Origin of the sequence: Novosphingobium sp. PhB55 (assembly GCF_004368805.1) — a bacterium.
GTDB lineage: Bacteria > Pseudomonadota > Alphaproteobacteria > Sphingomonadales > Sphingomonadaceae > Novosphingobium.
Map to the genome: position 1 here is coordinate 120,542 of NZ_SODQ01000003.1, position 21,339 is coordinate 141,880.

The 21,339-nt window shown below is 68.1% G+C and carries 19 protein-coding genes; 10 read left to right on the forward strand and 9 right to left on the reverse strand.

What is annotated here, in order from left to right; all coding sequences use genetic code 11:
- Positions 1 to 6 precede the first annotated feature (6 nt).
- Complete coding sequence (gene rarD, locus EDF57_RS08005) at positions 7 to 903, reverse strand: EamA family transporter RarD (RefSeq protein ID WP_132268092.1); 897 nt, start codon at positions 901 to 903, stop codon at positions 7 to 9.
- 207 nt (positions 904 to 1,110) lie between these two features.
- Between rarD and EDF57_RS08010 the strand changes: the two genes are divergently transcribed.
- Together EDF57_RS08010 and EDF57_RS08015 are read left to right on the forward strand one after the other, a co-directional pair.
- Positions 1,111 to 1,521, forward strand: coding sequence for a glycine zipper 2TM domain-containing protein (locus tag EDF57_RS08010; RefSeq protein ID WP_132268093.1), 411 nt, complete (start codon positions 1,111 to 1,113; stop codon positions 1,519 to 1,521).
- Between the two features lie 360 nt (positions 1,522 to 1,881).
- A complete protein-coding gene (locus EDF57_RS08015; protein WP_243840959.1) occupies positions 1,882 to 2,616 on the forward strand; it encodes a hypothetical protein in 735 nt (244 codons plus the stop codon).
- 41 nt (positions 2,617 to 2,657) lie between these two features.
- On the opposite strand, the gene EDF57_RS08020 is transcribed toward EDF57_RS08015, so the two are convergent.
- Both EDF57_RS08020 and EDF57_RS08025 read right to left on the reverse strand, forming a co-directional pair.
- Positions 2,658 to 4,148, reverse strand: coding sequence for a succinylglutamate-semialdehyde dehydrogenase (locus EDF57_RS08020; RefSeq protein WP_134093830.1), 1,491 nt, complete (start codon positions 4,146 to 4,148; stop codon positions 2,658 to 2,660).
- 97 nt (positions 4,149 to 4,245) lie between these two features.
- A complete protein-coding gene (locus EDF57_RS08025; RefSeq protein WP_134093831.1) occupies positions 4,246 to 5,673 on the reverse strand; it encodes a protein adenylyltransferase SelO family protein in 1,428 nt (475 codons plus the stop codon).
- A 67-nt stretch (positions 5,674 to 5,740) separates the two neighbouring features.
- Here EDF57_RS08025 and EDF57_RS08030 point away from each other — a divergent pair, with 67 nt between their 5' ends.
- From EDF57_RS08030 to EDF57_RS08050, 5 genes are all read left to right on the forward strand, one after another.
- Positions 5,741 to 6,640 (forward strand): alpha/beta hydrolase, encoded by a 900-nt coding sequence (locus EDF57_RS08030; protein ID WP_134093832.1) that lies wholly within the window; start codon positions 5,741 to 5,743, stop codon positions 6,638 to 6,640.
- A 20-nt stretch (positions 6,641 to 6,660) separates the two neighbouring features.
- The gene (locus tag EDF57_RS08035; protein WP_134093833.1) at positions 6,661 to 7,788 is read left to right on the forward strand and encodes a glycosyltransferase family 4 protein; all 1,128 of its coding nucleotides are present in this window, start codon (positions 6,661 to 6,663) and stop codon (positions 7,786 to 7,788) included.
- A gap of 126 nt (positions 7,789 to 7,914) precedes the next feature.
- Positions 7,915 to 8,718: a tetratricopeptide repeat protein gene (locus EDF57_RS08040; RefSeq protein WP_132268100.1), complete on the forward strand. Its 804-nt coding sequence runs from the start codon at positions 7,915 to 7,917 to the stop codon at positions 8,716 to 8,718.
- 2 nt (positions 8,719 to 8,720) lie between these two features.
- Complete coding sequence (locus EDF57_RS08045) at positions 8,721 to 10,085, forward strand: PQQ-like beta-propeller repeat protein (protein ID WP_134093834.1); 1,365 nt, start codon at positions 8,721 to 8,723, stop codon at positions 10,083 to 10,085.
- A 90-nt stretch (positions 10,086 to 10,175) separates the two neighbouring features.
- A complete protein-coding gene (locus EDF57_RS08050) occupies positions 10,176 to 11,528 on the forward strand; it encodes a DUF1295 domain-containing protein (RefSeq protein ID WP_134093835.1) in 1,353 nt (450 codons plus the stop codon).
- 117 nt (positions 11,529 to 11,645) lie between these two features.
- On the opposite strand, the gene EDF57_RS08055 is transcribed toward EDF57_RS08050, so the two are convergent.
- Positions 11,646 to 13,019, reverse strand: coding sequence for a glutamate--cysteine ligase (locus EDF57_RS08055; RefSeq protein WP_132268104.1), 1,374 nt, complete (start codon positions 13,017 to 13,019; stop codon positions 11,646 to 11,648).
- Between the two features lie 102 nt (positions 13,020 to 13,121).
- The gene (locus EDF57_RS08060; protein ID WP_134093836.1) at positions 13,122 to 13,874 is read right to left on the reverse strand and encodes a 16S rRNA (uracil(1498)-N(3))-methyltransferase; all 753 of its coding nucleotides are present in this window, start codon (positions 13,872 to 13,874) and stop codon (positions 13,122 to 13,124) included.
- Positions 13,875 to 14,015: 141 nt separating this feature from the next.
- On the opposite strand from EDF57_RS08060, the gene ubiA reads away from it, so the two are divergent.
- Together ubiA and EDF57_RS08070 are read left to right on the forward strand one after the other, a co-directional pair.
- Complete coding sequence (gene ubiA, locus EDF57_RS08065) at positions 14,016 to 14,930, forward strand: 4-hydroxybenzoate octaprenyltransferase (RefSeq protein WP_134093837.1); 915 nt, start codon at positions 14,016 to 14,018, stop codon at positions 14,928 to 14,930.
- A 15-nt stretch (positions 14,931 to 14,945) separates the two neighbouring features.
- Positions 14,946 to 15,566: an SOS response-associated peptidase family protein gene (locus tag EDF57_RS08070; protein ID WP_134093838.1), complete on the forward strand. Its 621-nt coding sequence runs from the start codon at positions 14,946 to 14,948 to the stop codon at positions 15,564 to 15,566.
- On the opposite strand, the gene EDF57_RS08075 is transcribed toward EDF57_RS08070, so the two are convergent.
- A complete protein-coding gene (locus EDF57_RS08075; protein ID WP_134093839.1) occupies positions 15,553 to 15,924 on the reverse strand; it encodes a VOC family protein in 372 nt (123 codons plus the stop codon). The two genes, EDF57_RS08070 and EDF57_RS08075, sit on opposite strands and share 14 nt — an antisense overlap.
- A gap of 101 nt (positions 15,925 to 16,025) precedes the next feature.
- Between EDF57_RS08075 and soxR the strand changes: the two genes are divergently transcribed.
- Positions 16,026 to 16,481, forward strand: coding sequence for a redox-sensitive transcriptional activator SoxR (soxR, locus tag EDF57_RS08080; RefSeq protein WP_132268112.1), 456 nt, complete (start codon positions 16,026 to 16,028; stop codon positions 16,479 to 16,481).
- On the opposite strand, the gene EDF57_RS08085 is transcribed toward soxR, so the two are convergent.
- From EDF57_RS08085 to EDF57_RS08095, 3 genes are read right to left on the reverse strand one after another with little or no spacing between them, the layout of a single operon-like run.
- A complete protein-coding gene (locus EDF57_RS08085) occupies positions 16,474 to 17,007 on the reverse strand; it encodes a hypothetical protein (RefSeq protein WP_134093840.1) in 534 nt (177 codons plus the stop codon). The two genes, soxR and EDF57_RS08085, sit on opposite strands and share 8 nt — an antisense overlap.
- A gap of 13 nt (positions 17,008 to 17,020) precedes the next feature.
- Complete coding sequence (smc, locus tag EDF57_RS08090; RefSeq protein ID WP_134093841.1) at positions 17,021 to 20,458, reverse strand: chromosome segregation protein SMC; 3,438 nt, start codon at positions 20,456 to 20,458, stop codon at positions 17,021 to 17,023.
- Positions 20,459 to 20,491: 33 nt separating this feature from the next.
- Positions 20,492 to 21,262 (reverse strand): thioredoxin domain-containing protein, encoded by a 771-nt coding sequence (locus EDF57_RS08095; protein ID WP_132268117.1) that lies wholly within the window; start codon positions 21,260 to 21,262, stop codon positions 20,492 to 20,494.
- Positions 21,263 to 21,339 lie beyond the last annotated feature (77 nt).

Here is a 21,339-nt window from a genome sequence, read left to right on the forward strand (position 1 = left end):
CTGCGATCAGGCGGCGGCCTTGCGCTTGCGGGACAGCAGGTCCCAGCAGAACACCGCGATGGCCGTCCAGATGAACAGGAAGCAGAAAATCTGGACCGGCCGCAGCGGCTCTCCGAACACGAAGAGGCCGAGCAGGAATATGCCCGTCGGCGTCACGAACTGGATGAAGCCCAGCACCGAGAAGTCCAGCTTGCGAGCCGCGCCGGCGAAAAGCAGCAGCGGAATCCCGGTGACGATCCCGGCGCAGGCAAGCAGGAGGCTGATGTTCAGCGACTGCCCCATGGCCAGCCCCGCCGGGCCGGAAGCCTGCCAGCCCAGCAGGCCCAGCGCGGGAATCAGCAGCACCAGCGTCTCCACCGTCAGCCCCGGCAGCGATTCGACGGGGGCCAGCTTTCGCACCAGGCCGTAGCCGGCAAAGCTGAGGGCGATGCCCATGCTGATCCACAGCGTGTCCAGCGCGCCGCCCGCCAGCATGGCCACGCCGATGGCAGCGAGGCCGACCGCGGTCCATTGCAGGCGCGATAGCCGCTCGCGCAGGAAGATGGTGCCTGCCAGCACGTTGACCAGCGGGTTGATGTAGTAGCCCAGGCTCGCCGCGATGACGTGGCCTTCCATCACCGCCAGGACGTAGATCAGCCAGTTGGTGCCGATCAGCAGGCCGCTGACGGCCAGCGTGCCGAGCAGGCGCGGATTGCCGAGCGCGGCCCGAAGCTGCGCACCCTGGCGCAGCACGGCGACCATGATGAGGCAGAAGGGCAGGGTGAACAGCAGCCGCCAGGCCACGACCTCGAACGGGGAAACCGCGTGGAGCATCGCGAAATAGAGCGGGAACAGGCACCAGATCAGATAGGCGCCGAAAGCCTGCGCAAGGCCGCCGCTACGGCGAGTGGTTTGGTGCTGCATCGAAAACCCCGTGGATCGTCCGGTGCGATAAGTGCCGAAAGGTCCGTCCGCAAGCAGTTCGTCGCAAGACGTTCCTCGCCTCGTCGATATCGCCAATTCTGACAGCCGCGTTGCGGATCGTTCAGGTTCGATGCCCTAAAGCTGAATGCGTACCGCGGATCGAGCCTCGAAAGGCCCCCTCCCCGGCAATGACGAGGAGATTTTGAGATGAACGCATTTTTCAAGGCAACCGCCCTCGCTGCCGCAACGGCCAGCCTGGCGACCGCTCTTCCCGCTTCGGCTGCCGTCAGCTACGCGCCGACCCACGAATTCCAGGCCCCCGGCGAACAGGAATATGGCCACGGCCGTGAGCGCTATTCGCGCGAAGACTATCGCCGCGGCTACGGCAACCGCGACCGCTACTATCGCGGCGACCGCCACTACCGCGGCAACGACCGTCGCTACGACTGCCGCCGTTCGAGCGGCACTACCGGCCTGCTGGTCGGCGGTGCGGCGGGCGCCCTGGCCGGTCGTGCCATCGACACCCGCGGCGACCGCGCCACCGGCACCGTCCTCGGCGCCGCCGCCGGCGCCCTGCTCGGCCGCGAAGTCGACCGCGGCGGTTCGCGCTGCCGCTGATAGAACCGGGCGCGGCTTGCGCCTGACAGGAACTGGCTTCCCCGTGAGGACGGCGACTTACGGGGGAGACCTCCCGAACTCCATCTGATGGGGGCGGGTGGGAGAGGGCGCTCGTGGCTTCGGCTGCGGGCGCCCTCGACCTGTTTCGGGGCTTCGCGCGCACAGGCGCTGTATGCCGATCCTCCATTCCCTGACCGCAAACCTTTGCCTGCGGCCCTTCCCGAATTGGGACGTGCGCGGGATTCCCAGCGGAGAGGCCTTGAATTTCCGCCATTTACCGGGAAGTCTTGGCCGATGAACTGGATGTCGGGAAGACGCATGCGATCTTCCGGGGACAAGGACGCGACGAGGATGGCCATTATGACGAAGGTTCCGGCGCAGCACTCCGCCGCCCCGCACTTCATGCTCCTGGCTCTGGCCGGATCGCTGGCGCTGGCGGGCTGTAATGCCAAGACGAAGAAGCCCGATGCGGCCGGGAGCGAGGCCGCGGCGTCCGGTGCCCTGGGCGATCAGATCGTGGTCGATCCCGAAATGTCCGGAGAGAGCGGCGAAGCCGCCGCGGGCAAGGACGGCCCGGTCATGCTGAAGGCGGCCGATCGCACGCCGGCGGCTATCTCCGCTGCCCGGAAATCGGCCGCGGATGCCGCGGGCGGCAAGCTCCTGCCCGCGCCGGTTCCCCAGAAAGCGAGCGCCTCGGCGCTCGCCCAGAGCGCTGCGACTGCCGCGCAAGTCAGCGACAGCGCGCGCGCGGCCAAGACCGATTGCTCCGCCAAAGTCCAGTATTCCGCTGCCTGGGCCGCCAAGCTGCCCGCCGCTATCCCCGTCTATCCGCGCGGCGCCGTGAAGGAAGCCGCAGGCACTGACGCTGACGGCTGCGCGCTCCGTGTCGTCAATTACGGCACGGCAGTCTCGCCCGAGGATGTCGTCAGCTTCTACTATTCGATGGCGCAGCGCGGCGGCTATACCGCCGAATATCGCATCGACGGCGGCGATCATGTGATCGGCGGCCGCAAGGCAGGGCAAGCCTACGTGGCTTTCGTGCGTAAACTGGAAGGCGGCGTGACCGAGGTCGATCTGGTCACCAGCGGGAAGTGACGGCCCCGGGTCGGAACGAGAGGGGCTGACGCCCCGGGCCGTTACCGCAGTCCCACCCCGATCGCCGCGCGGGGCTGCTCCATCTCCCCGGACGCCACGGGATAGGCGCAGTAGTCCGCCGCGTAGTAGCCGGTGGGGTGGTGGTTGCCGGAAAGGCCGATGCCGCCCATCGGCGCGGCATGGCTCGGCCCGGTGGTGGTGCGGTTCCAGTTGACGATGCCGGCGCGGATATTGGCCCAGAAGCGGTTGTAGTCCTGGGGACTGCCGCCCACCAGCGAGGCGGCCAGGCCGAACCGGGTATTGTTGGCCTCGGCAATCGCCTCATCGAAATCGTCGACGCGAATCACCTGCAGGATCGGGCCGAACAGTTCGACATCGGGCCGGTCCTTCATGGCCGTGGTGTCGATGATCGCCGGGCTGAGGAACGGCAGGGCGTCGTCGGTCCGCACCAGGTGCTTGATCGCCCGTCCGCCGTTGCTCAGCAGGTAGAGGAAGCTCTCGGTCAGGCCGTCGGCCGCCGGATTGTCGATCACCGGGCCCATGAACGGCGCGGGTTCGTCGAACGGCGCGCCCACGATCACCCGGTCTGCCAGTGCCTTCACTTCCGCGATGGCCTCGTCATAGAGCGCGCTCTTCACGATCAGCCGGCGCGCCGCGGTGCAGCGCTGTCCAGCGGAGGAGAAGGCGGACTGGACGATCAGCGCTGCGGCGTCAGTCAGCTTGGGCGTGTCCCAGAGGACGATGGGGTTGTTTCCGCCCATCTCCAGCGCCACCAGCCGGTCGGGCCGGGCGGCGAGGCGGCGGTTGATCGAGATCCCGGTATTGGCCGATCCGGTGAAGAGCACGCCGTCGATCCCCTCGTGCGCCACGAAATCCTGGCCCTCCAGCGGCCCGCCCACGGCAAGCTGCATGACGGCGGCGGAAATGCCCGCGCGGTGGAAGCAGCGCGCCAGCATCTCGCCCGTGGCGGGGGCCTTTTCGCTCGGCTTGAAGATCACCGCATTGCCTGCGAGCAGGGCGGGGACAATGTGGGCGTTCGGCAAGTGCGCAGGGAAGTTGAAGGGGCCGAGCACGACCAGGACGCCGTGCGGCTTGTGGCGCACCGCCATCGTGCCCTGCAGTGCCGAATCGAACTTCCGCTGGCTGGTGCGCTCGGCATAGGCGCGGATCGAGACTTCGACCTTGGCAACCACGGTTTCGACTTCGGCGCGCGCTTCCCACAAGGGCTTGCCGACTTCGCGGGCGATGGTCGTGGCCAGGCGGTCGGCTTCCTTGCGCACTTCGTTGGCGAAGCGACGCAGCAGTTCGATGCGCGTGGCCAACGGCTGCGCGGCCCAGGTCGGCCAGGCGCGCCGGGCACGGCTCACCACATCGTCGACATCGCAAGGCTTGCCGCGCCAGATCTCCGCACCCGTGGCGGGTTCGTAGGAGATGATGTCCGTCACGTTCCTTGCCCGTTCCTGTCCGGCAGATCCCCGATCGCTGGCGACCGTTGCTGGCGGGGTGCTGTATGCGCTCGCTGTCGCGCCCATGAAGAATGATGGTCCGTTGGCTGGATAACTCGCTGTAGGACATGCTGTTGCACAGCGATCCCTACCGGGAAGCTAACGCGGCCTTTAATCCTTTGTATCAGGATGCCCCGGAGCCTTGGCTAGCAGCCTGCCCGGCGGGCGCCGGCGCCGCGCCGAGTTGCCGACCGAGTTCGCGGATTTCCGCGACCCGGGCATGGAGCGCCGACCAGTCGTCATGCCGGTCGATCCCATCCCAGATGCGCTCGACCTCGTCGATGAGCAGGCCGGGCGGGGCGGGTTGCTGCCAGAAGGGATCGGACGTTTCCGCCGCCGGGGCATAAGTGCCCAGGACTTCGCCGAAGCGATCGGCACCTGCATTTCTTCTGCCGCGATGATGGAAGAAGAATTGCTCCGGCGCTTCCCCGCTTGCCAGCATGGCCTGTTCCGCGGCCTGGATCAGCGCATTGTCGCGCTCCAGGCCCTGCGGGGTCACGCCAAGGCGCCAGGCGAAGCGCCGGCTCATCGCCTGCTGGTAGAGCGGGGCGAAGCGGTCCAGCGCGGCCACCAACGGCGTGGTTTCGGTCAACTGGCGCAAGGCAACGGCAAGCTGGCCGCAGTTCCACAGCACCGCCTCGGGCTGCCGGCCGAAGGCGTAGAGGCCCGAATGGTCGAAATAGGCGGCAGTGAAGCGCGGGTCCCACTGCGGCAGCCAGCGCCAGGGACCATAGTCGAAGCTCTCGCCCGAGATGTTCATGTTATCGGTATTGAGAACGCCGTGGACGAAGCCGGCCACCATCCAGCTCGCGGCGAGATCGGCCATGCGTTCCACCACCTGATGGAGCAGGATCACCGCAGGTTCGTCCCGGCCGGGCGCATCCTCGGGCGGGAGATTGCCGGGATACGTTGCGAGGCAATAGGCCACGAGCTGTTCCATGTGCGCGCTTTCCTCCAGCGCGAGCAGGCGCTGGAAGGTGCCGATGCGGATATGGCCGTAGCTGAGGCGGACCATGGCTGCCGAGCGCGTGGGCGAAGGCTCGTCGCCGCGCCAGAGCGCCTCGCCGGTTTCGATCACGGAGAAGGTCTTGCTGGTGTTGACGCCCAGCGCCTCCAGCATTTCCGTGGCGAGGATCTCGCGAACCGCGCCCTTCAGTGTCAGCCTGCCGTCGCCGTCGCGGCTATAGGGCGTCTGGCCGGACCCTTTCGTGCCAAGGTCGAGCACGCGGTCCTGGCCGTCCAGCATCTGCGCCTGGAGGAAGCCGCGTCCGTCGCCGATGTTGGGGTTGTAAACGCGGAACTGGTGCCCGTGATAGCGCAGGGCCAGCGGCTGGGGCAGGTTATCCGGCAGCGGCTCGAAGCGTCCGAAATGGGCGATCCAGCCGGCATCGTCGAGCCCGTCCAGCCCCACGGTGCGGGCCCAGCGGTCGTTGCGGAAGCGCAGGATATGTTTCGGAAAATCGGCAGCCGTTACCGGACTGGCGATCCAGTCGGCAATGGCCTCGATACGCGGGGCAGGACGATAGGCACTTGCTTGCGGTTCGCTTCGCATCAGGCGATAGTGGCGATCCGATGCCCGTCGATCAAGCCGGGCGGCAAGATGAGGTCGCAGCTTCGGCATGACGGTATTCGAAGATCGGTTCTGGTCGAGCCGGGATGGACTGAAGCTGCACTTTCGCGATTACCCGGGCTCCTTGCCTGATCGGGCGCGGCCGGATGGGGAAGCGCCGGAACAGGCGCTGCTTCCCCCCATCGTCTGCCTCCATGGACTGACCCGCAATGCCCGCGATTTCGACGTCCTGGCCGAGCGCCTCTCGCCGCGCTGGCGCGTCATCTGCCCCGACATGCGCGGGCGCGGAGACAGCGAATATGCGCGCGATTCGGCCAGCTACAATCCGGTCCAGTATGGCGAGGACCTGCTGGAGCTGCTGGCGCAGGAGAAGATCGACCGCTTCGTGGCCATCGGCACCTCGCTGGGCGGGCTGATGACCATGGGACTGGCGACGATGATGCCAGACCGGATCGCCGCGGCCGTCATCAACGACGTGGGGCCGTTCCTCGAACCGGAAGGGGTGGAGCGGATCAAGGACTATGTCGGGCAGGGGCGCAGCTATCCCACCTGGGTTCACGCCGCGCGCGCGATCGAATCGTCGCAGGGCGATGCCCATCCCGGCCAGCCGCTGGACTTCTGGATCGGGCGGGCCAAGCGCCTGATGACCGTATCCAACGCCGGGCGGGTGGTCTTCGACTACGACATGAAGATCGCCGAGCCTTTCCTGGGCTATGACGTGGACGACCAGCCCGATCTCTGGCCCGCCTGGGAAGCGCTGGCCGGCCGGCCGGTGCTGGTGCTGCGCGGCGCGTTGTCCGACCTGCTGTCCGCCGCCACGCTGGAGAAGATGCTGCGCCGCCTGCCGGGCGCCGAGGCGGTGACGCTGGACAATGTCGGCCATGCCCCCACTCTGGATGAGCCCGAATCCGTTGCCGCCATCGAGCGGCTGCTGGCGCAAGTCGCCTGATCGGCCGGGCCGGAACCGCCTTGCGCATTCTCCACCTTCATTCCAGCTTCGCGGCCGGCGGCAAGGAACTGCGCGCCGTGCGGCTGATGAACCTGTTCGGGCCGGGCATCGCTCATGCCGTGGTCTCGGCCCAGCCTGAGGCCTACGGCGCCGCTGCGCTGCTCGATCCGGCGGTGCCGGTGGCGTTTCCCCAGGACTTTCCCGCCCTTCAAGGCCGCCCCACCCCGCGGCGGCTCTGGCGGATCGCCCAGGCCATGGCAGACTACGACCTCGTGCTCACTTACAATTGGGGCGCGATGGACGGGGTGATGGCCCATGGCCTGTTCGGCGGCCTGCTGTCGCTGCCTCCGCTCGTCCATCATGAGGACGGCTTCAACGAGGACGAGGCCGGCGGCCTCAAGTCCGCGCGCAACCGGTTCCGGCGCTTCGCACTGCGCCGTGCCTCGGCGCTGGTGGTGCCGTCGCGGCGGCTGGAGGAGATTGCGCTCACGGCATGGCGCCAGCCGCGCGAGCGGGTGCGGCTGATCGGTAATGGCATCGATTGCGCCGCCTATCTCGACCGGCCCCGGCCCGACATGCTGCCCGGCCTGATCAAGCAGCCCGGGGAGCGCTGGGTCGGCACGCTCGCGGGCCTCAGGCCGGTGAAGAATCTGCCCCGGCTGGTCCGCGCCTTCGCCGGACTGCCCCCTTCGTGGCGCCTCGTCATCCTGGGCGAAGGGCCCGAGCGCGGCGCGATCGCGGAGGCGGCGGCGCGCAGCGGCGCGGCTGACCGGGTGCACATGCCGGGCTTCGTCGCCGATCCGTCCCACGCAGTCGGCCTTTTCGATATCTTCGCGCTCTCGTCCGACAGCGAGCAGTTTCCGATCTCGGTGGTGGAAGCGATGGCCGCGGGACTGCCGGTGGCCTCGCCCGCCGTGGGGGACGTGGCGCAGATGGTATCCGGGGAAAACCGCGCCCTGATAACGCCGCCCGGAGACGAGGCCGCGCTGGCCGCCACCCTTGCGCTGCTGGCGGGCGACGATGCCTTGCGGGCCCGCCTCGGCGCCGCAAACCGCGTCCATGCCCGCAGCCACTACGACGAAGCCACCATGCTGGCCGCCTATAGCCGCACATATGGCGAAGCGCTGGGGCAGGACCGCCTGATTTGACACGCCGACATCATTCAGCAAGGCTTCACCGCGAACGGTGCAGCGATCATCACCGTTGAAAAGCCGTGGTCATTCGCTAAACAGCCCGGCAACCATCCTGATTTTTCCGCAGAAAGCGCCCGAAACTTGGCCCTGCCTCCTTCCAACAGCACCCCGACCAACCCCAAGTCTGCCGAGCGACTCGCCGCGCAGCAGGACGTTTTCCTGCGCGAGGTCGACGATGCCCTGCGGCAGGACCAGATGGAAGGCTTCTTCACCCGCTACGGAAAGCCCGTGATCGCGGCCGTGGTCCTGGCGCTCGCGGCGTTCGGCGGCTGGCTCTACTGGAACCACCGCCAGAACGAGCAGCGCGACGCCAATGCCGAGGCTTACGTCCAGGCGATCGACAGCATGAAGTCCGGCAATCTCGATGCCGCCAAGGGCAAGCTGGAGGCCATCGCCAAGGGTTCGGGCGGCAGCCCGACCTCGGCCAAGCTGATGCTTGCGGGCATCGCTGCCGAGCAGAAGCGCCTGCCTGACGCCGTGAAGCTCTATGACGAAGTGGCCGCCGATGCCAAGGCGCCGCAGCCGCTGCGCGACCTTGCCGCCGTGCGCAGCGTGGCCGCCAATTTCGATGCCATGAAGCCCGAAGACGTGGTCGCCCGCCTCAAGCCTTATGCTGCCCCGGGCAATCCGTGGTTCGGCGTTGCCGGCGAGATGGTCGGCATGGCCTATATCAAGATGAACAAGCAGGACCAGGCAGGCCCGCTGTTCGCCGCCATCGCCAAGGACGAGCAGGTCGAATCTGGCCTGCGCAGCCGCGCACGCCAGCTTGCGGCCGTGCTCGGCGTCGACGCGATCGACGATGTGGTGGACGAACGCGGAGAGCCGCTGGGCAAAGCGCGAGACCAAGGGGCCAGCGCGCAGACCGCGCCTGCCGCCGGAGAATGAACATGGTTGAGATGACGCGCATGAAGGCCAAGCCTTCCAAAATGGGCCGCGCGGGGGTCGTATCGCTGATCGCCCTGGCGCTCGTCGCCGGTCTTTCGGGCTGCAAGTCCAACAGCAAGGGCCCGAAGACCCCCACCGTGGGCGAACGCGTGCCGATCCTGTCGCGCATCGAAAGCGGCGCCAAGGTCGATCCCTCGATGGAAGCGATCTCGGTGATCCTGCCGCCGCAGCAGGCGAACGAGGCCTGGTCGCAGGCGGGCGGCAATGCCGCCAAGTCCTACGGCCACCTGGCCCTGGCCGACAATCCCAGCCGCGTGTGGACCGCCCAGATCGCCGGTTCCACCAACCGCGCCCGCCTGGCCGCCGCGCCTGTCGTGGCCGAGGACAAGCTCTTCGTCATGGACACCGAAGGCGTCGTCCATGCGTTCGACGCGAAGACCGGCAGCTCGCTCTGGACCAAGAACTTCTCGGTTTCGGGCAAGAACGAAAGCTCGATCTTCGGCGGCGGCGTCAGCTACGACGCGGGCAACCTCTACGTCACCACCGGCCTTGGCGAAGTGGCGGCGCTCAAGGCGGCCGATGGCAGCCAGCTCTGGACGAAGAAGCCCGGCGGCCCGCTGCGCGGCTCGCCCACGATCAGCTTCAATGCCGTCTACGTGATGACGCAGGACAACCAGATCTTCGCGCTCAACGCGGCGGACGGCAATGTCCTGTGGAACGAATCGGCTTCGCTCTCGCAAGCCGGCGTCTTCGGCGTGGCCGCTCCGGCGGCCGGCCAGGGCACCGTGATCGCGGGCTATTCCTCGGGCGAACTCGTGGCCTATCGCTATGAGAACGGCCGCCAGGTCTGGTCCGACGCGCTGGCCCGCACTTCGATCTCCACCGAAGTGGGCAGCCTCACCGACGTCGACGCCGATCCGATCATCGACCAGGGCCGCGTCTACGCGCTGGGCCAGGGCGGTCGCATGGCCGCTTACGAACTGGTGACCGGCCAGCGCATCTGGGAACTCAACCTTGCCGGCATCTCCACGCCGATGGTGGTGGGCGACTGGGTCTTCACGCTGGACGACCACGCCGAAATCCTCGCCATCGCGCGCGGCACCGGCAAAGTGCGCTGGCTGACTCAGCTGGCGCGCTACGACAACGAGAAGAAGCGCAAGGGTCCGATCTTCTGGGTCGGCCCGGTCCTGGCCGGCAACAAGCTGTGGGTGGCCAATTCCCGCGGCCAGCTCGGCACCGTGGATCCGACCACGGGCAAGCTCACGCCCTTCGTCGAGCTGGGCGATCCGATCTCGCTGGCCCCAGTCGTGGCCAACCAGACGCTCTACCTTCTCGACGATTCGGGCCGTATCACGGCTTACCGTTGATCATGTCGCCGTCGCTCCGGGCCGCGCCCGGGGCGACGCGGCTGTTCGGCATTTCGCACCTCTTAACCAATTCGCGCTAGTCCGGGCGCCATGATCAGCGCCCCGAATCCCGCGAAAAGCCCGCCCGCCAGCGACGTCTCGGCCGGCGTGGGCCTGTCCGGACTGGCGGCGCTTCTCGTCTGGCTGCTGGTCTGCCGCAACTGGGCCGCGATCGCCGACGCCCTTGCGCTACCCGGTCCCCATGCGCCGATGAGCGGCCCTTACGCCTCGGTCGCCACGCTCTTCGTCACCGGCTCCGCCATGGCGCTGTGGTCGGTGCTGGTCGACAAGGTGCACCGCCGCCCCTCCACCGGCATCGACTGGAACCTGCGGCGGCCTTTGTCCGAATCGGCGGAGCTGTCGATCACCAAGCTTGCGGGGCTCTGGGCCACATGGGCGCTGATCGGGGCGTTCTACTGCATCGGCCGGTGGTACTGGGACGGGCAATATCTCTTCGCCATGGAAGTGATCGGCGCGGCGGCGCTGCCGGTCTTCCTGCTGTCGATCCCTTACGTGCTCTGGCTGGACCGCAAGCTGATCGAGCCGCGCGACCAGGCCTGGCACTTCGGTGCCCTGCTGATCGGGCGCGAGGCCTGGGACGCGGAGGCGGTGAAGAAGCACGGCCGCGCCTGGGCCATCAAGGCGTTCTTCGGGGCCTTCATGATCTCGATCCTGCCCGGCGGTTTCGCGCAAGTGGTGGAAGCGAACTTCGCAGCCATGGCCCATGATCCGGTGCCGCTGGCCTCCACCGTGATCGCGCTGCTCTTCCTGATCGACGTACAGATCGGCACCGTGGGCTATATCTTCACCTTCCGCCCGCTCGACGCCCATATCCGCAGCGGCAATCCCCTGCTGGCCGGCTGGGTGGCCGCGCTCATGTGCTATCCGCCCTTCGTCTGGGGCACGATGGGGCGGGCCGACGTGATGGGCTATGAGGTCAACACCGGCGGCTGGTCCTACTGGCTGGCAGGGCACACGGCGCTGCTCTGGCTCTGGGCGGCGCTCATGGTCACGCTCACGGCCGTCTATGCCTGGGCGACGTTCGCCTTCGGCCTGCGCTTCTCCAACCTCACTTACCGCGGTGTGCTGACGAACGGCCCTTACCGCTTCACGCGGCACCCGGCTTACCTCTCGAAGAACCTGTTCTGGTGGACATCGACGCTGCCCTTCCTCGTCACCAGTCATGCGCTGACCGACATGGTGCGTAATACCGTGCTGCTGGGCGTCGTCAGCGGCATCTACTACTGGCGCGCGCGGACCGAGGAAGCGCATCTTCTGGCCGAGGACGCCAAGTACCGGGAATACCATGCCTGGATGGCGCAGAACGCGCCGATCACCCGCTCGCTCGCGCGGATGGGCGCCTGGTTGCGGCCGCGGAACGGGGCGCTGCAGGCTGCGGAATAACAGAGGGCATTTCGCGGGGATCAGCCCAAGGCTGGCGGCCATCGGCGCCGCTGGGCATTGGGCGCCACCTTGACAGGCAGGGGAGCGATGCTCACCCTGCCTGTCATGTGTTAGCCGTCAGAAGCTCTTTACCGCGTAGACCTTCGACAGGTCGCCGCCCCATTCGCCGTTGTAGAGGTCGAGCAGGCGTTCGGCCGGAACCTTGCCGCTGGCGACGATCTGCGCGAGCGGTTCCAGGTAGCCGGTCTCGTTGTCGCCGCCCGCGTTGAGGCAATTGCGCGCCGCAAGTCCCGAGCGGGAGATGTCGATCACTTCCGCGGCGATCTTGCGCAGGGTCCCACCGCCGGGCAGCGGCGCGTCGAGGCCCAGCTTCGGCACCGCGGTGCGCAGCGCCTCGCGGCCTTCCATGTCCCAGTCCTTGACCAGGTCCCAGGCCGCATCGAGCGCGCCCTGGTCGTAGAGCAGGCCGACCCAGAGCGCCGGGAGCGCGCAGATGCGGCTCCACGGGCCGCCGTCGGCGCCGCGCATTTCGAGGAAGGACTTGAGGCGCACTTCGGGGAAGGCGGTGGAGAGATGGTCCGTCCAGTCCGACAGGCGCGGACGCTCGCCGGGAAGCACCGAAAGCTCGCCCTTGAGGAAGTCGCGGAAGGAATGGCCGGCCGCATCGATGTACTTGCCGTCGCGGAACACGAAATACATCGGCACGTCGAGCATGTAGTCGACATAGCGTTCGTAGCCGAAGCCGTCTTCGAACACGAAGGGCAGCATGCCGGTGCGTGCCGGGTCGGTGTCCGACCAGATGTGGCTGCGGTACGAGAGGAAGCCGTTGGGCTTGCCCTCGGTGAAGGGAGAATTGGCGAAGAGCGCGGTGGCCAGCGGTTGCAGCGCCAGCGAAGTGCGGAACTTCTTCACCATGTCCGCCTCGCTCGAATAGTCGAGGTTGACCTGGATGGTGCAGGTCCGCAGCATCATGTCGAGGCCCATCGTGCCCACGCGCGGCATGTGCCGCAGCATGATGTCGTAGCGGCCCTTGGGCATGATCGGCAGTTCGGCGCGGGTCTTGTCGGGCCACATGCCAAGGCCGAGGAAGGCCTTGCCGATGCGGTCGCCGATGGCCTTCACCTGGCTGAGGTGGCGCCCGGTCTCGGCGCAAGTCTGGTGCAGGTTTTCCAGCGGCGCGCCGGACAGTTCGAGTTGGCCGGCCGGCTCCAGGCTGACGGTGCCGTCGTCACCCTTCATGGCGATGACGTTGCCGCCCTCGATGATCGGCTCCCAACCGAACTCGGTCAGGGCCATCAGCAAGTCGCGGATGCCGCCGGGTTCGGCATAGGACGGCGCGTGGTGATCGCCCGTGTCGTAGACGAACTTTTCGTGCTCGGTACCGATCCGCCACGCCTCGCGCGGCTTTTCGCCCGCAGCCATCGGCGCGGCGAGTTGGTCCAGGCTTTCGATCACCGGATCTTCGCGATCCGAAACCTCACGGGTGCTCATGCGGCGGGAGGTAGTGCGGCCCGCGCCCGGACGCTAGAACTTTTTGTACCGAGCGGTTTGTTTCGTTTTTTCCGGGAGGTTTTTGTCGGATTTCAGGACAGGTCAGGCGCCGCGCCAATCCCCGGAAACCGCCATCCACAGGGCCGTCGCACCGATGCTCGCGGTCTCGCCGCGCAGGATTCGCGGACCCAGGGTAATCGCCCGCGCCATCGGATGCGCGCGGACGAGGGCGCGCTCCTCTTCGTCGAAACCGCCTTCCGGCCCGACCAGCAGTGCCGCCGGCCCGTCATGCGCGGCGAAGGCGGCCGCTGCCGGCGCTCCCCCGGTCTCGTCCGCAAAATAGAGGACTCGCCCCTCCGGCCAGTCGCGGAGCAGGGCATCCAGCTTTACCGGCTCGGCGACATCGGGAAGCGCGGTGCGCGCGCATTGTTCGGCCGCTTCGGTAACGATCGTCGCCGCGCGCTCGGCATTGAGCTTGTCGGCCACGCAGCGGCGGGTGACGAGCGGCTGGATGCGCGCGACACCCAGCTCGGTCGCCTTTTCCAGGACGAGGTCGAAATTCGGCTTCTTGAGCAGGGCCGCGCAGAGCCAAAAATCGGGCACCTCCTCGCGCGGACGCAGTTGCTCGCGCACTTCCAGTGCGACATCCCGCTTGCCCGCGGATGTCACGGCGCAGGCCCATTCGCCGGTCTCGTCGTCGCAGAGGATGACGGCGTCGCCCGGGGCGACTCGCATGACCTTGGAGAGGTAGTGTGCCTGCCCGCCTTCGATGACGAGGGTGCCGCCCAGGCCCAGCGGGCCGGTGACGAAAAGACGCGGCGCGCTGCGCGGCGGCCAGGCGGGGGTGGCGGCCATGATCTGGATGAATCTCCGGGGAAAGTTGCGGCCGCCTTTTCGCGCGAAGCCCGCCTGCATGCAACTGGCGTGCAGGCGGGACGTGTGCACCAGGAACCTTGGGGCATGACAGTTTCGCCATGATAGGCTACTCGTCCTGGCGTGAACGACTCTCTACTCGTCCCCGATACGCAGCATCGCGGGCTTGTCGCTGCCCTGCCGAGGACGCCGCGCGCCTATGCCATGCTGGCCCGTTTCGATCGCCCGATCGGCTGGTGGCTGCTGTTCTGGCCTTGCGCCTGGGGCGTGCTGCTGGCGGGCGGAGAAGCGCGCTGGGGCCTGATCCTCTGGCTGCTGCTCGGCTCGATCGCGATGCGCGGCGCTGGCTGCGTGCTCAACGACATCGTCGATGCCGATCTCGACCGCAAGGTGGCCCGCACGGCCTCCCGCCCCGTGGCCAGCGGCCAGGTCAGCCGCAAGGCAGCGGCGATCTGGCTGCTTTCGCTCTGCGCGGTGGGCGTCGTGGTGCTGCTCCAGCTGCGCTGGCAGGCGCAGCTCGTGGCGCTGGGCAGCGTGGCGCTGGTTGCCGCCTATCCTTTCATGAAGCGGATCACCTGGTGGCCGCAGGCCTGGCTGGGCCTGGTGTTCACCTGGGGCGTGCTGGTCGGCTGGGTCGAGATCCGGGGCGACCAGCTGGCGGTGATGGCCGCGCTCTATGCCGGCTCGATCTTCTGGTGCATCGGCTACGACACGATCTACGCCCTGCAGGACCGCGAGGACGACGCCGTCGTCGGGATCCGCTCCTCGGCGCTGCGCCTTGGCAGCCACGTCCGCGGCGGCGTGGCCGGTTTCTATGCGCTGGCGACGGCATTCTGGGCGCTGGGGTTCTGGACCCTGCGGCATGACTGGGTGGCGCTGGTCGCGCTCGTGCCGGTGGCGCTCCATCTCGGCTTCCAGATCGTGACGCTCGATACCGAGGATGGCGAGAACGCCCTGACGCGGTTCCGTTCGAATCGCGATCTCGGGCTGGTGATGGCGCTGGCCTGCTGGGTCGTCGGCAACGCCGGGATCATCTGATCGACCGGACGGGCCATGTGCAACCTCTACCGCATGCGCAAGGCCACGGACGAGATTGCAGGACTGTTCCGGGCCTCGGCGGAACCGGCCGCGAACCTGGGCGAGGAAGTCTATCCGGGCTATCCGGGGCTGGTCGTTGCGGAACATCGGGTCCAGGCCATGACCTGGGGCTTCCCGCTCGCCCAGACCGGCAAGCGCGGGCAGGCCATCAAGCCGAAACCGATCAACCAGGCGCGGGGCGACAAGCTCGGCACCGCGTTCTGGCGCTCCAGCTTCCAGATGCGCCGCTGCCTCGTGCCGTTCAGCGCCTGGGCCGAGCCGGAAGGCGACAAAGGCGCGATGACGCGCACTTGGTGTTCGCTGGAGCAGGAAGATCCCTTCGCCGTCGCGGGAATCTGGCGGCCGACCGTGGAATGGGGCAAGGCCTTCGCCGTGGTCATGGTCGACCGACCCGAACCCATCGTGGCCAACCACGGACGGGTGCCGCTCATTCTCGCCCGTGAAGACTGGGCGCTATGGGCCGGGGGCGACGCGGATGCAGCCCTTGGATTGTGCCGCCCCGACACGCATCGGCTGGTGATCGACCGCACCGATGCGCCCTGGAACGCGGGCCGGATCGCGGTCAGTCGTAGCTGACCAGTTCGAATTCGATCCCGTCCCAATCGAAGAAATAGAACCGCCGGCCCGGTTCGTAGTCGGCATGGTTGAACGGCTCCAGCCCGGCGGCCACCACGGCCTTTTCCGCGGCGTCCAGATCGCTCACCACCAGTCCGACATGGTTGAGCGGACTGCCCTTGGGAAAGCGATCGTGCGCCTTCCGGTCGGTATAGACGGCGATGTAGCTGAAATCCCCGCCGACATGGATCGTCTCCCCGCCGTTCAGCGCGGGCCCGCGCCAGCGTTCGTGCCAGCCCAGCAGGTTCTGGAGCAGGGCGGAGCTGCGATCGATGTCGCTGACGGTGATATTGGCGTGTTCGAGGCGGCCCTGGGCCATCTGGCATCTCCTGTGCTTCGCCGGGCAACTTGCCGGCTTGGCTTTGATGCATCCTCAAATTAACTTGAGATCAAGCGCTTTTTGCAGAAGGACGGCGTGATTTGCAGAAGGACGGGCGGGTCGAGGACCGATTCATCACCATCGGCTATCTGGCGCGGCGCACGGGCGTCGCGGTTTCGGCCATTCGTTTCTACGAGGAGCGGGGCCTGCTGACCTCGCTGCGGACGGCGGGGAACCAGCGCCGCTTCCTGCGCTCCGATATCCGGCGGGTCAGCTTCGTACTGATCGCCCAGAAGCTGGGACTGGCCCTTGCCGAGATCGAGCGCGAACTTTCGGCCCTGCCGCAAGGCCGCACGCCCACCCTGGCGGACTGGGAAACGATCAGCCTGTCGATGCGGCAGGCGATCGACGCCAGGATCGCCCTGCTGGAACTGACGCGGCGCAAGCTGGACGAATGCATCGGCTGCGGCTGTCTCAGCCTGGCGAAATGCCGCCTCTACAACCGCGAAGACGAGGCCGCCGCGCTGGGTCCGGGGCCGCGCTTCGTGCTCAAGTAGTCTCTACGGTCTTGCGGATAGAAGCGAGGATGCGGCTGCGAATGAGGCCGCTCACCGGCCGGATCAGCAACCAATAGAAGCGAAACTTTCGGCGCGAGACCGCGTCGGGGCAGAACACGCGGGTCTCGGTGGTGAGGCGGTGTGCGCCGCCCGGCAGGGATGCGACTTCGAAGCTCAGGGCGAGGCGCGGAACGCCAGGCTCCTGGAAGTCCCGAAAGCCGGAACCGTCCGTGATCGGGCGAAGTCCATAATCGGGGCGCCAGAATTGCCCGGCGAGACCGTAGACCAAGGCCCGGTCGGTCCGCTCCAGCAGCGTGAAGTTCTGCATCCCGAACGGCTTGCTGCCACGCCGCCCAAGCAGGCGAGCCGGCATTTCGCGCAAGCCGATCATGGCGCGAAAGAAAAGATCGTCCTCGGGCTTGTAGCGCCCTGCCGCGTCCAGAATCGGTGCCGCATCGGCCGCGATCCGGCAGGAATGGGTTTCCGAGAACTGATAAAGCGGCAGGTAACTGTCAATCAGGGGCATGGGCGCAGCCGGGCTATTCCGCCGCCAGCAGTTCCTCGGCGCCGACCAGATCGACGCTGACGAGGCGGGAGATGCCCTTTTCCACCATGGTCACGCCGAACAGGCGGTGCATGCGGCTCATCGTCACGGCGTTGTGCGTGACGATCAGGTAGCGCGTGTCGGTTTCCTGCGTCATCGCTTCGAGAAGATCGCAGAAACGCTCGATATTGGCATCGTCGAGCGGCGCGTCGACTTCGTCCAGCACGCAGATCGGCGCGGGATTGGTCAGGAACAGCGCGAAGATCAGGGCGACGGCGGTGAGCGCCTGCTCGCCGCCCGAAAGCAGGGTGAGCGACTGGAGGCGCTTGCCCGGTGGCTGGGCGAAGATCTCCAGCCCGGCCTCCAGCGGATCGTCCGAATCGACGAGCGCGAGATGGGCCTGCCCGCCCTGGAACAGGCGCGTGAAAAGGCGGCGGAAATGGCCGTCGACGGCCTCGAAGGCGGCACGCAGGCGTTCGCGGCCCTCGCGGTTGAGGTTGCCGATCGAGCCGCGCAGGCGGTTGACGGCTTCGGCCAGTTCGGCCTTTTCGTTGATGCTGGTGCCGAGCTGGGCTTCGGCCTCGGCGAGTTCGGTTGCGGCGACGAGGTTGACCGGCCCGATCCGTTCGCGCTCGGAGACGAGCCGCTCCATGGCGACCACTTCGTCCTGCGCCTCGCGCACGTCGCCCGGGGCGAAAGCGAAGCGTTCGGGCAGGACCGGCGGCGGGCACTGGAAGCGTTCGCCCGAAACGCGGGTCATCTCGACGCGGCGGGCATCCTCGTTCTCGGCGCGGGCGGCGGCACCGGCGCGGTTCTCGCGGGCACTGGCCAGCGCTTCCTGCGCGGCGGCCAGCGCGGCGTCGGCCTTGCGCGCGGCATCGGTGACTAAGGCAACGGCGGCTTCGGCCTTGCCCAGTTCCTCGGCAATGCGGTTGCGCACCGTCTCGCCCTGTTCGATCTGGGCCATGAGCGACGCGGGCTTGGCGGCGACGACGGCGCGCTCGGTCTCGATTTCATCCAGCCGGCCGGCCATCTGGGCAAGGCGGTTGGCGGCATCGCCGGCGCGCGATTGCCAATTGCGGATGTCGCCGCGCTGCGAGGCGGTACGCTCGCGCGCGACGGCCAGAGCCTGGTCGTGCGAGGCGAGCGTGGCGGTGGAAATCTGGAGCGTGGCGCGCGTGGCCTCGTTCTTTTCGCGCGCGACGACGAGCCCGGCCCGGCCCTTTTCCGGATCGGGCAGGACGGACCGTTTGCCTTCGGCGCCGGCGATGTCCCGTTCCGCGACCTGGCGCTGCTCGGCCAGATCGGCCTGGGCCCGGCCTATTTCGGCGCGGCGCGTTTCGTCGCGGATGCGGGCATCCTCGGCCTGGTCCACCGCGCGCAGGGCGGCACGTTCGGCATTGGCGGCATCGGCAATGGTCCGCTCGGCGGCGACCACGGCGGCGGCATGGGCGGAGAGTTCCTGCTGCACCGCGTTCTGGCTTGCTTCGGCGGCGGAGACGGCCGCGCGCAGCGGTGGAAGCTGGGCATCGAGCTGGGCGAAGCGGTTCTCGGCCTCAAGCCGAGCGGCTTCGGCGGCGCCTTCGCCGCGCGCGACGAAGCCGTCCCAGCGGCGCAGCGCGCCGGTGCGCGTGACCAGCCATTCGCCTTTGCCGAGCGGCCGGGCATCGTCTTCCTCGACCACATGGACGAGCGCCAGGCGGGCCGCGAGTTCCGGCGGACATTGGGTGACATGGGCGGCCAGGCTGTCGGCTACCGGAGCAGGGGCCTGGGAGCCGGTCCAGAACCGGCCGTCGGCCCTGGCGACTTCGCCCAGGGGGGCCTTGGCATCGCGGCCGAGCACGGCAGCGACGGCGCGCTCGTATCCCGGAGCTGCCCGCACGGCGTCGATCGCGACGGGCAGGCCATGCGCGGCCTTGGCGCCTTTGGCGCGGGCCTCTCGGTCGCGGGTGAGGGCAGTATGCTCGCGCTCGATGCCGGTAAGGTCGGCGCGGGCGGCGGCGAGGGCCGAGGCCGCGGCGTCGCGCTCGGCCTGGAGTTCGGTCTTGCGGGCCTGCTGCGCCTCCAGCCCGGCGCGGGCGGCGGCCAGAGCGGCCGTACCGGCTTCGGCCCGGGCCTTCGCTTCGGTAACCGCCGCTTCGAGATCTCCGGCAGCGGCCAGCGCTTCGACCTGGGCTGCGAGGCGGGCTTCTTCGGCGGCCAGCCGGCCCAGACGGGCGCGGGCCTGCGAGAGTTCGGCTTCGGCAATGCGCCATTCGGCCTCGACCCCGGCCTGCGCGGCAGTGGCCTGCGCCAGGTCGAGTTCGGCGGCGCGAGCAGAGCGTTCCGCGCCTTCGAGGGCATTGGCCAGGCGCGGACGCTGGGCTTCGTCCTGCTCCAGCTGCTTCGCGCCTTCGGCCAGATCGCGCTCCAGACGGGCGAGGGCCTCGGCCGCGTCGCGGGTCATGCGGTCGGCATCGCCGCGGTCCTCGTCGAGGCGCGTTTTCTGGCGGTCGAGATCCTTGAGCCGCTGTTCGGCAGCTTCGAGCTGGCTGGTGAGCGTCGCCATGCGGTGACCCTGCGCGCTGGCATCGTCACGGCGGTCGGCCAGTTCGTCGCGGGCTTCCACGAGGGCCTCGGCCGCCTTGGCCTGCGCGTCCTGCGCCTGTTTCGCCGCCTCCTGCGCGGCGCTCACGCCTGCTTCGGCGCCTTGCGCTTCCTTGCGGGCGGCATCGGCGGCCTCTGCCGCGTCGCGCCAGCGAGCGAAGACCAGCCGCGCTTCGGCCAGCCTGATCTGGTCCGACAGGGCGGTATAGCGCTCGGCCGCCTTGGCCTGGCGGCGCAGGCCGGCGACCTGCTTGTCGAGCCCGGCCATGAGGTCTTCGAGGCGCGAGAGATTGGCTTCGGTGGCGCGCAGTTTCTGCTCGGCGTCCTTGCGGCGGACGTGAAGCCCGGCAATGCCGGCCGCTTCTTCCAGCATGGCGCGGCGTTCGGCCGGCTTGGCGGCGATGACGGCGGCGATGCGGCCCTGGCTGACGAGCGCAGGGCTATGCGCGCCCGTGGCGGCATCGGCAAAGACCAGCGAGACGTCCTTGGCGCGCACGTCGCGGCCATTGATGCGGTAGGCGCTGCCGGCGCCGCGCTCGATGCGGCGGATCACTTCGAGTTCCTCGCGCACGCCGTTTCCGTCAGGCGCGGCATCGGCCTGTAGCACTACTTCGGCAAAGGCGCGGGGCGGGCGCGTGGCCGTGCCCGCGAAGATCACGTCCTCCATGCCGCCGCCGCGCATCGACTTGGCCGAGCTTTCGCCCATGACCCAGCGGATCGCTTCGAGCAGGTTGGACTTGCCGCAGCCGTTAGGGCCGACCACGCCGGTCAGCCCTGGCTCGATGCGCAATTCCGCCGGCTCTACGAAACTCTTGAAACCGCTGAGCTTGAGCCGTTTTATGCGCATCTTCGTATCGTTCGATTCAGACGGGCGGGCGCATCAGCGCGCGCCGGCCTCCTGCAGCTTGGCTTCCAGTTCCTTCCAGCCCATCGAACCGACATTGCTGCCATTGATGATGAAAGTGGGCGTGCCGTTGACGTTGAATTCGGTCGTCGCCTTCTGGGTCTGGTCGGCGAAGGCTTTGGCCTTGGCGGCATCGGCCAGGCAGACCTTGCCCTGGTCGCGTGAAATCCCGCGCGAGGCGAAGAATTCGGTCATGCCGCCGACTTCGGCGATGGCCGCCATCTGCTGGTCCTTCGGCAGGTTCTGGATTTCCTTCATGCGGGCGTCGCCGGCCGACTGAAGGTTCTGGAACATGTTGGGCTGCCAGGCCCAGAACTGCTCGCTGAGCGGCAGGACCGCCTCGGTCGCGCCGCAAGTGGCGAGCAGCGATGCCGGGATGTCGAAGGCGTTGAGCATGAAGTAGCGCAGTTCGTAGCTGACGCGGCCGCTGGCGACGTAATCCTCGCGCAGCTTGTCGTAGCTTTCATGCGCGAATTCGGCGCAGTGCGAGCACGACAGTGCGCCATATTCCACCAGCTTGATCGGGGCGTCGGGATTGCCGATGCGATAGCCGCCCTCTGCGGTCTTCACGACGTTTTCGGCCCAGGCCTTGCCGGCGGGGGCGGCGACCGTGGGCAGGGCCTGCGCCGACTTGGGCGCTTCGCCCGGCGTGCCGGCGTCCTTCTTGCCGCAGGCGGCAAGGCCGAGCGCGAGCGGCGCGGCGATCATTCCAAGGGCGATGGTGCGCAGGGCGGTCTTGCGGATCATGTCGGCGAATCCTTGTGAGAAGGCGGGGAAACTAGCCCACAGTCGGGGCGGATAACAGCGGCGGGGGGCGGAAGGAC

Bases quoted from the DNA above. Each gene is read 5' to 3' on its own strand.
- EDF57_RS08050 (WP_134093835.1), top strand. From the start codon at position 10,176: ATGATCAGCGCCCCGAATCCCGCGAAAAGCCCGCCCGCCAGCGACGTC.
- EDF57_RS08085 (WP_134093840.1), bottom strand. From the start codon at position 17,007: ATGCCCCTGATTGACAGTTACCTGCCGCTTTATCAGTTCTCGGAAACC.
- EDF57_RS08095 (WP_132268117.1), bottom strand. From the start codon at position 21,262: ATGATCCGCAAGACCGCCCTGCGCACCATCGCCCTTGGAATGATCGCC.
- smc (WP_134093841.1), bottom strand. From the start codon at position 20,458: ATGCGCATAAAACGGCTCAAGCTCAGCGGTTTCAAGAGTTTCGTAGAG.
- EDF57_RS08075 (WP_134093839.1), bottom strand. From the start codon at position 15,924: ATGGCCCAGGGCCGCCTCGAACACGCCAATATCACCGTCAGCGACATC.
- EDF57_RS08055 (WP_132268104.1), bottom strand. From the start codon at position 13,019: ATGAGCACCCGTGAGGTTTCGGATCGCGAAGATCCGGTGATCGAAAGC.
- EDF57_RS08025 (WP_134093831.1), bottom strand. From the start codon at position 5,673: ATGCGAAGCGAACCGCAAGCAAGTGCCTATCGTCCTGCCCCGCGTATC.
- EDF57_RS08010 (WP_132268093.1), top strand. From the start codon at position 1,111: ATGAACGCATTTTTCAAGGCAACCGCCCTCGCTGCCGCAACGGCCAGC.
- EDF57_RS08020 (WP_134093830.1), bottom strand. From the start codon at position 4,148: ATGGGCGCGACAGCGAGCGCATACAGCACCCCGCCAGCAACGGTCGCC.
- EDF57_RS08060 (WP_134093836.1), bottom strand. From the start codon at position 13,874: ATGGCCGCCACCCCCGCCTGGCCGCCGCGCAGCGCGCCGCGTCTTTTC.
- EDF57_RS08045 (WP_134093834.1), top strand. From the start codon at position 8,721: ATGGTTGAGATGACGCGCATGAAGGCCAAGCCTTCCAAAATGGGCCGC.
- EDF57_RS08070 (WP_134093838.1), top strand. From the start codon at position 14,946: ATGTGCAACCTCTACCGCATGCGCAAGGCCACGGACGAGATTGCAGGA.
- EDF57_RS08015 (WP_243840959.1), top strand. From the start codon at position 1,882: ATGACGAAGGTTCCGGCGCAGCACTCCGCCGCCCCGCACTTCATGCTC.
- EDF57_RS08030 (WP_134093832.1), top strand. From the start codon at position 5,741: ATGACGGTATTCGAAGATCGGTTCTGGTCGAGCCGGGATGGACTGAAG.
- rarD (WP_132268092.1), bottom strand. From the start codon at position 903: ATGCAGCACCAAACCACTCGCCGTAGCGGCGGCCTTGCGCAGGCTTTC.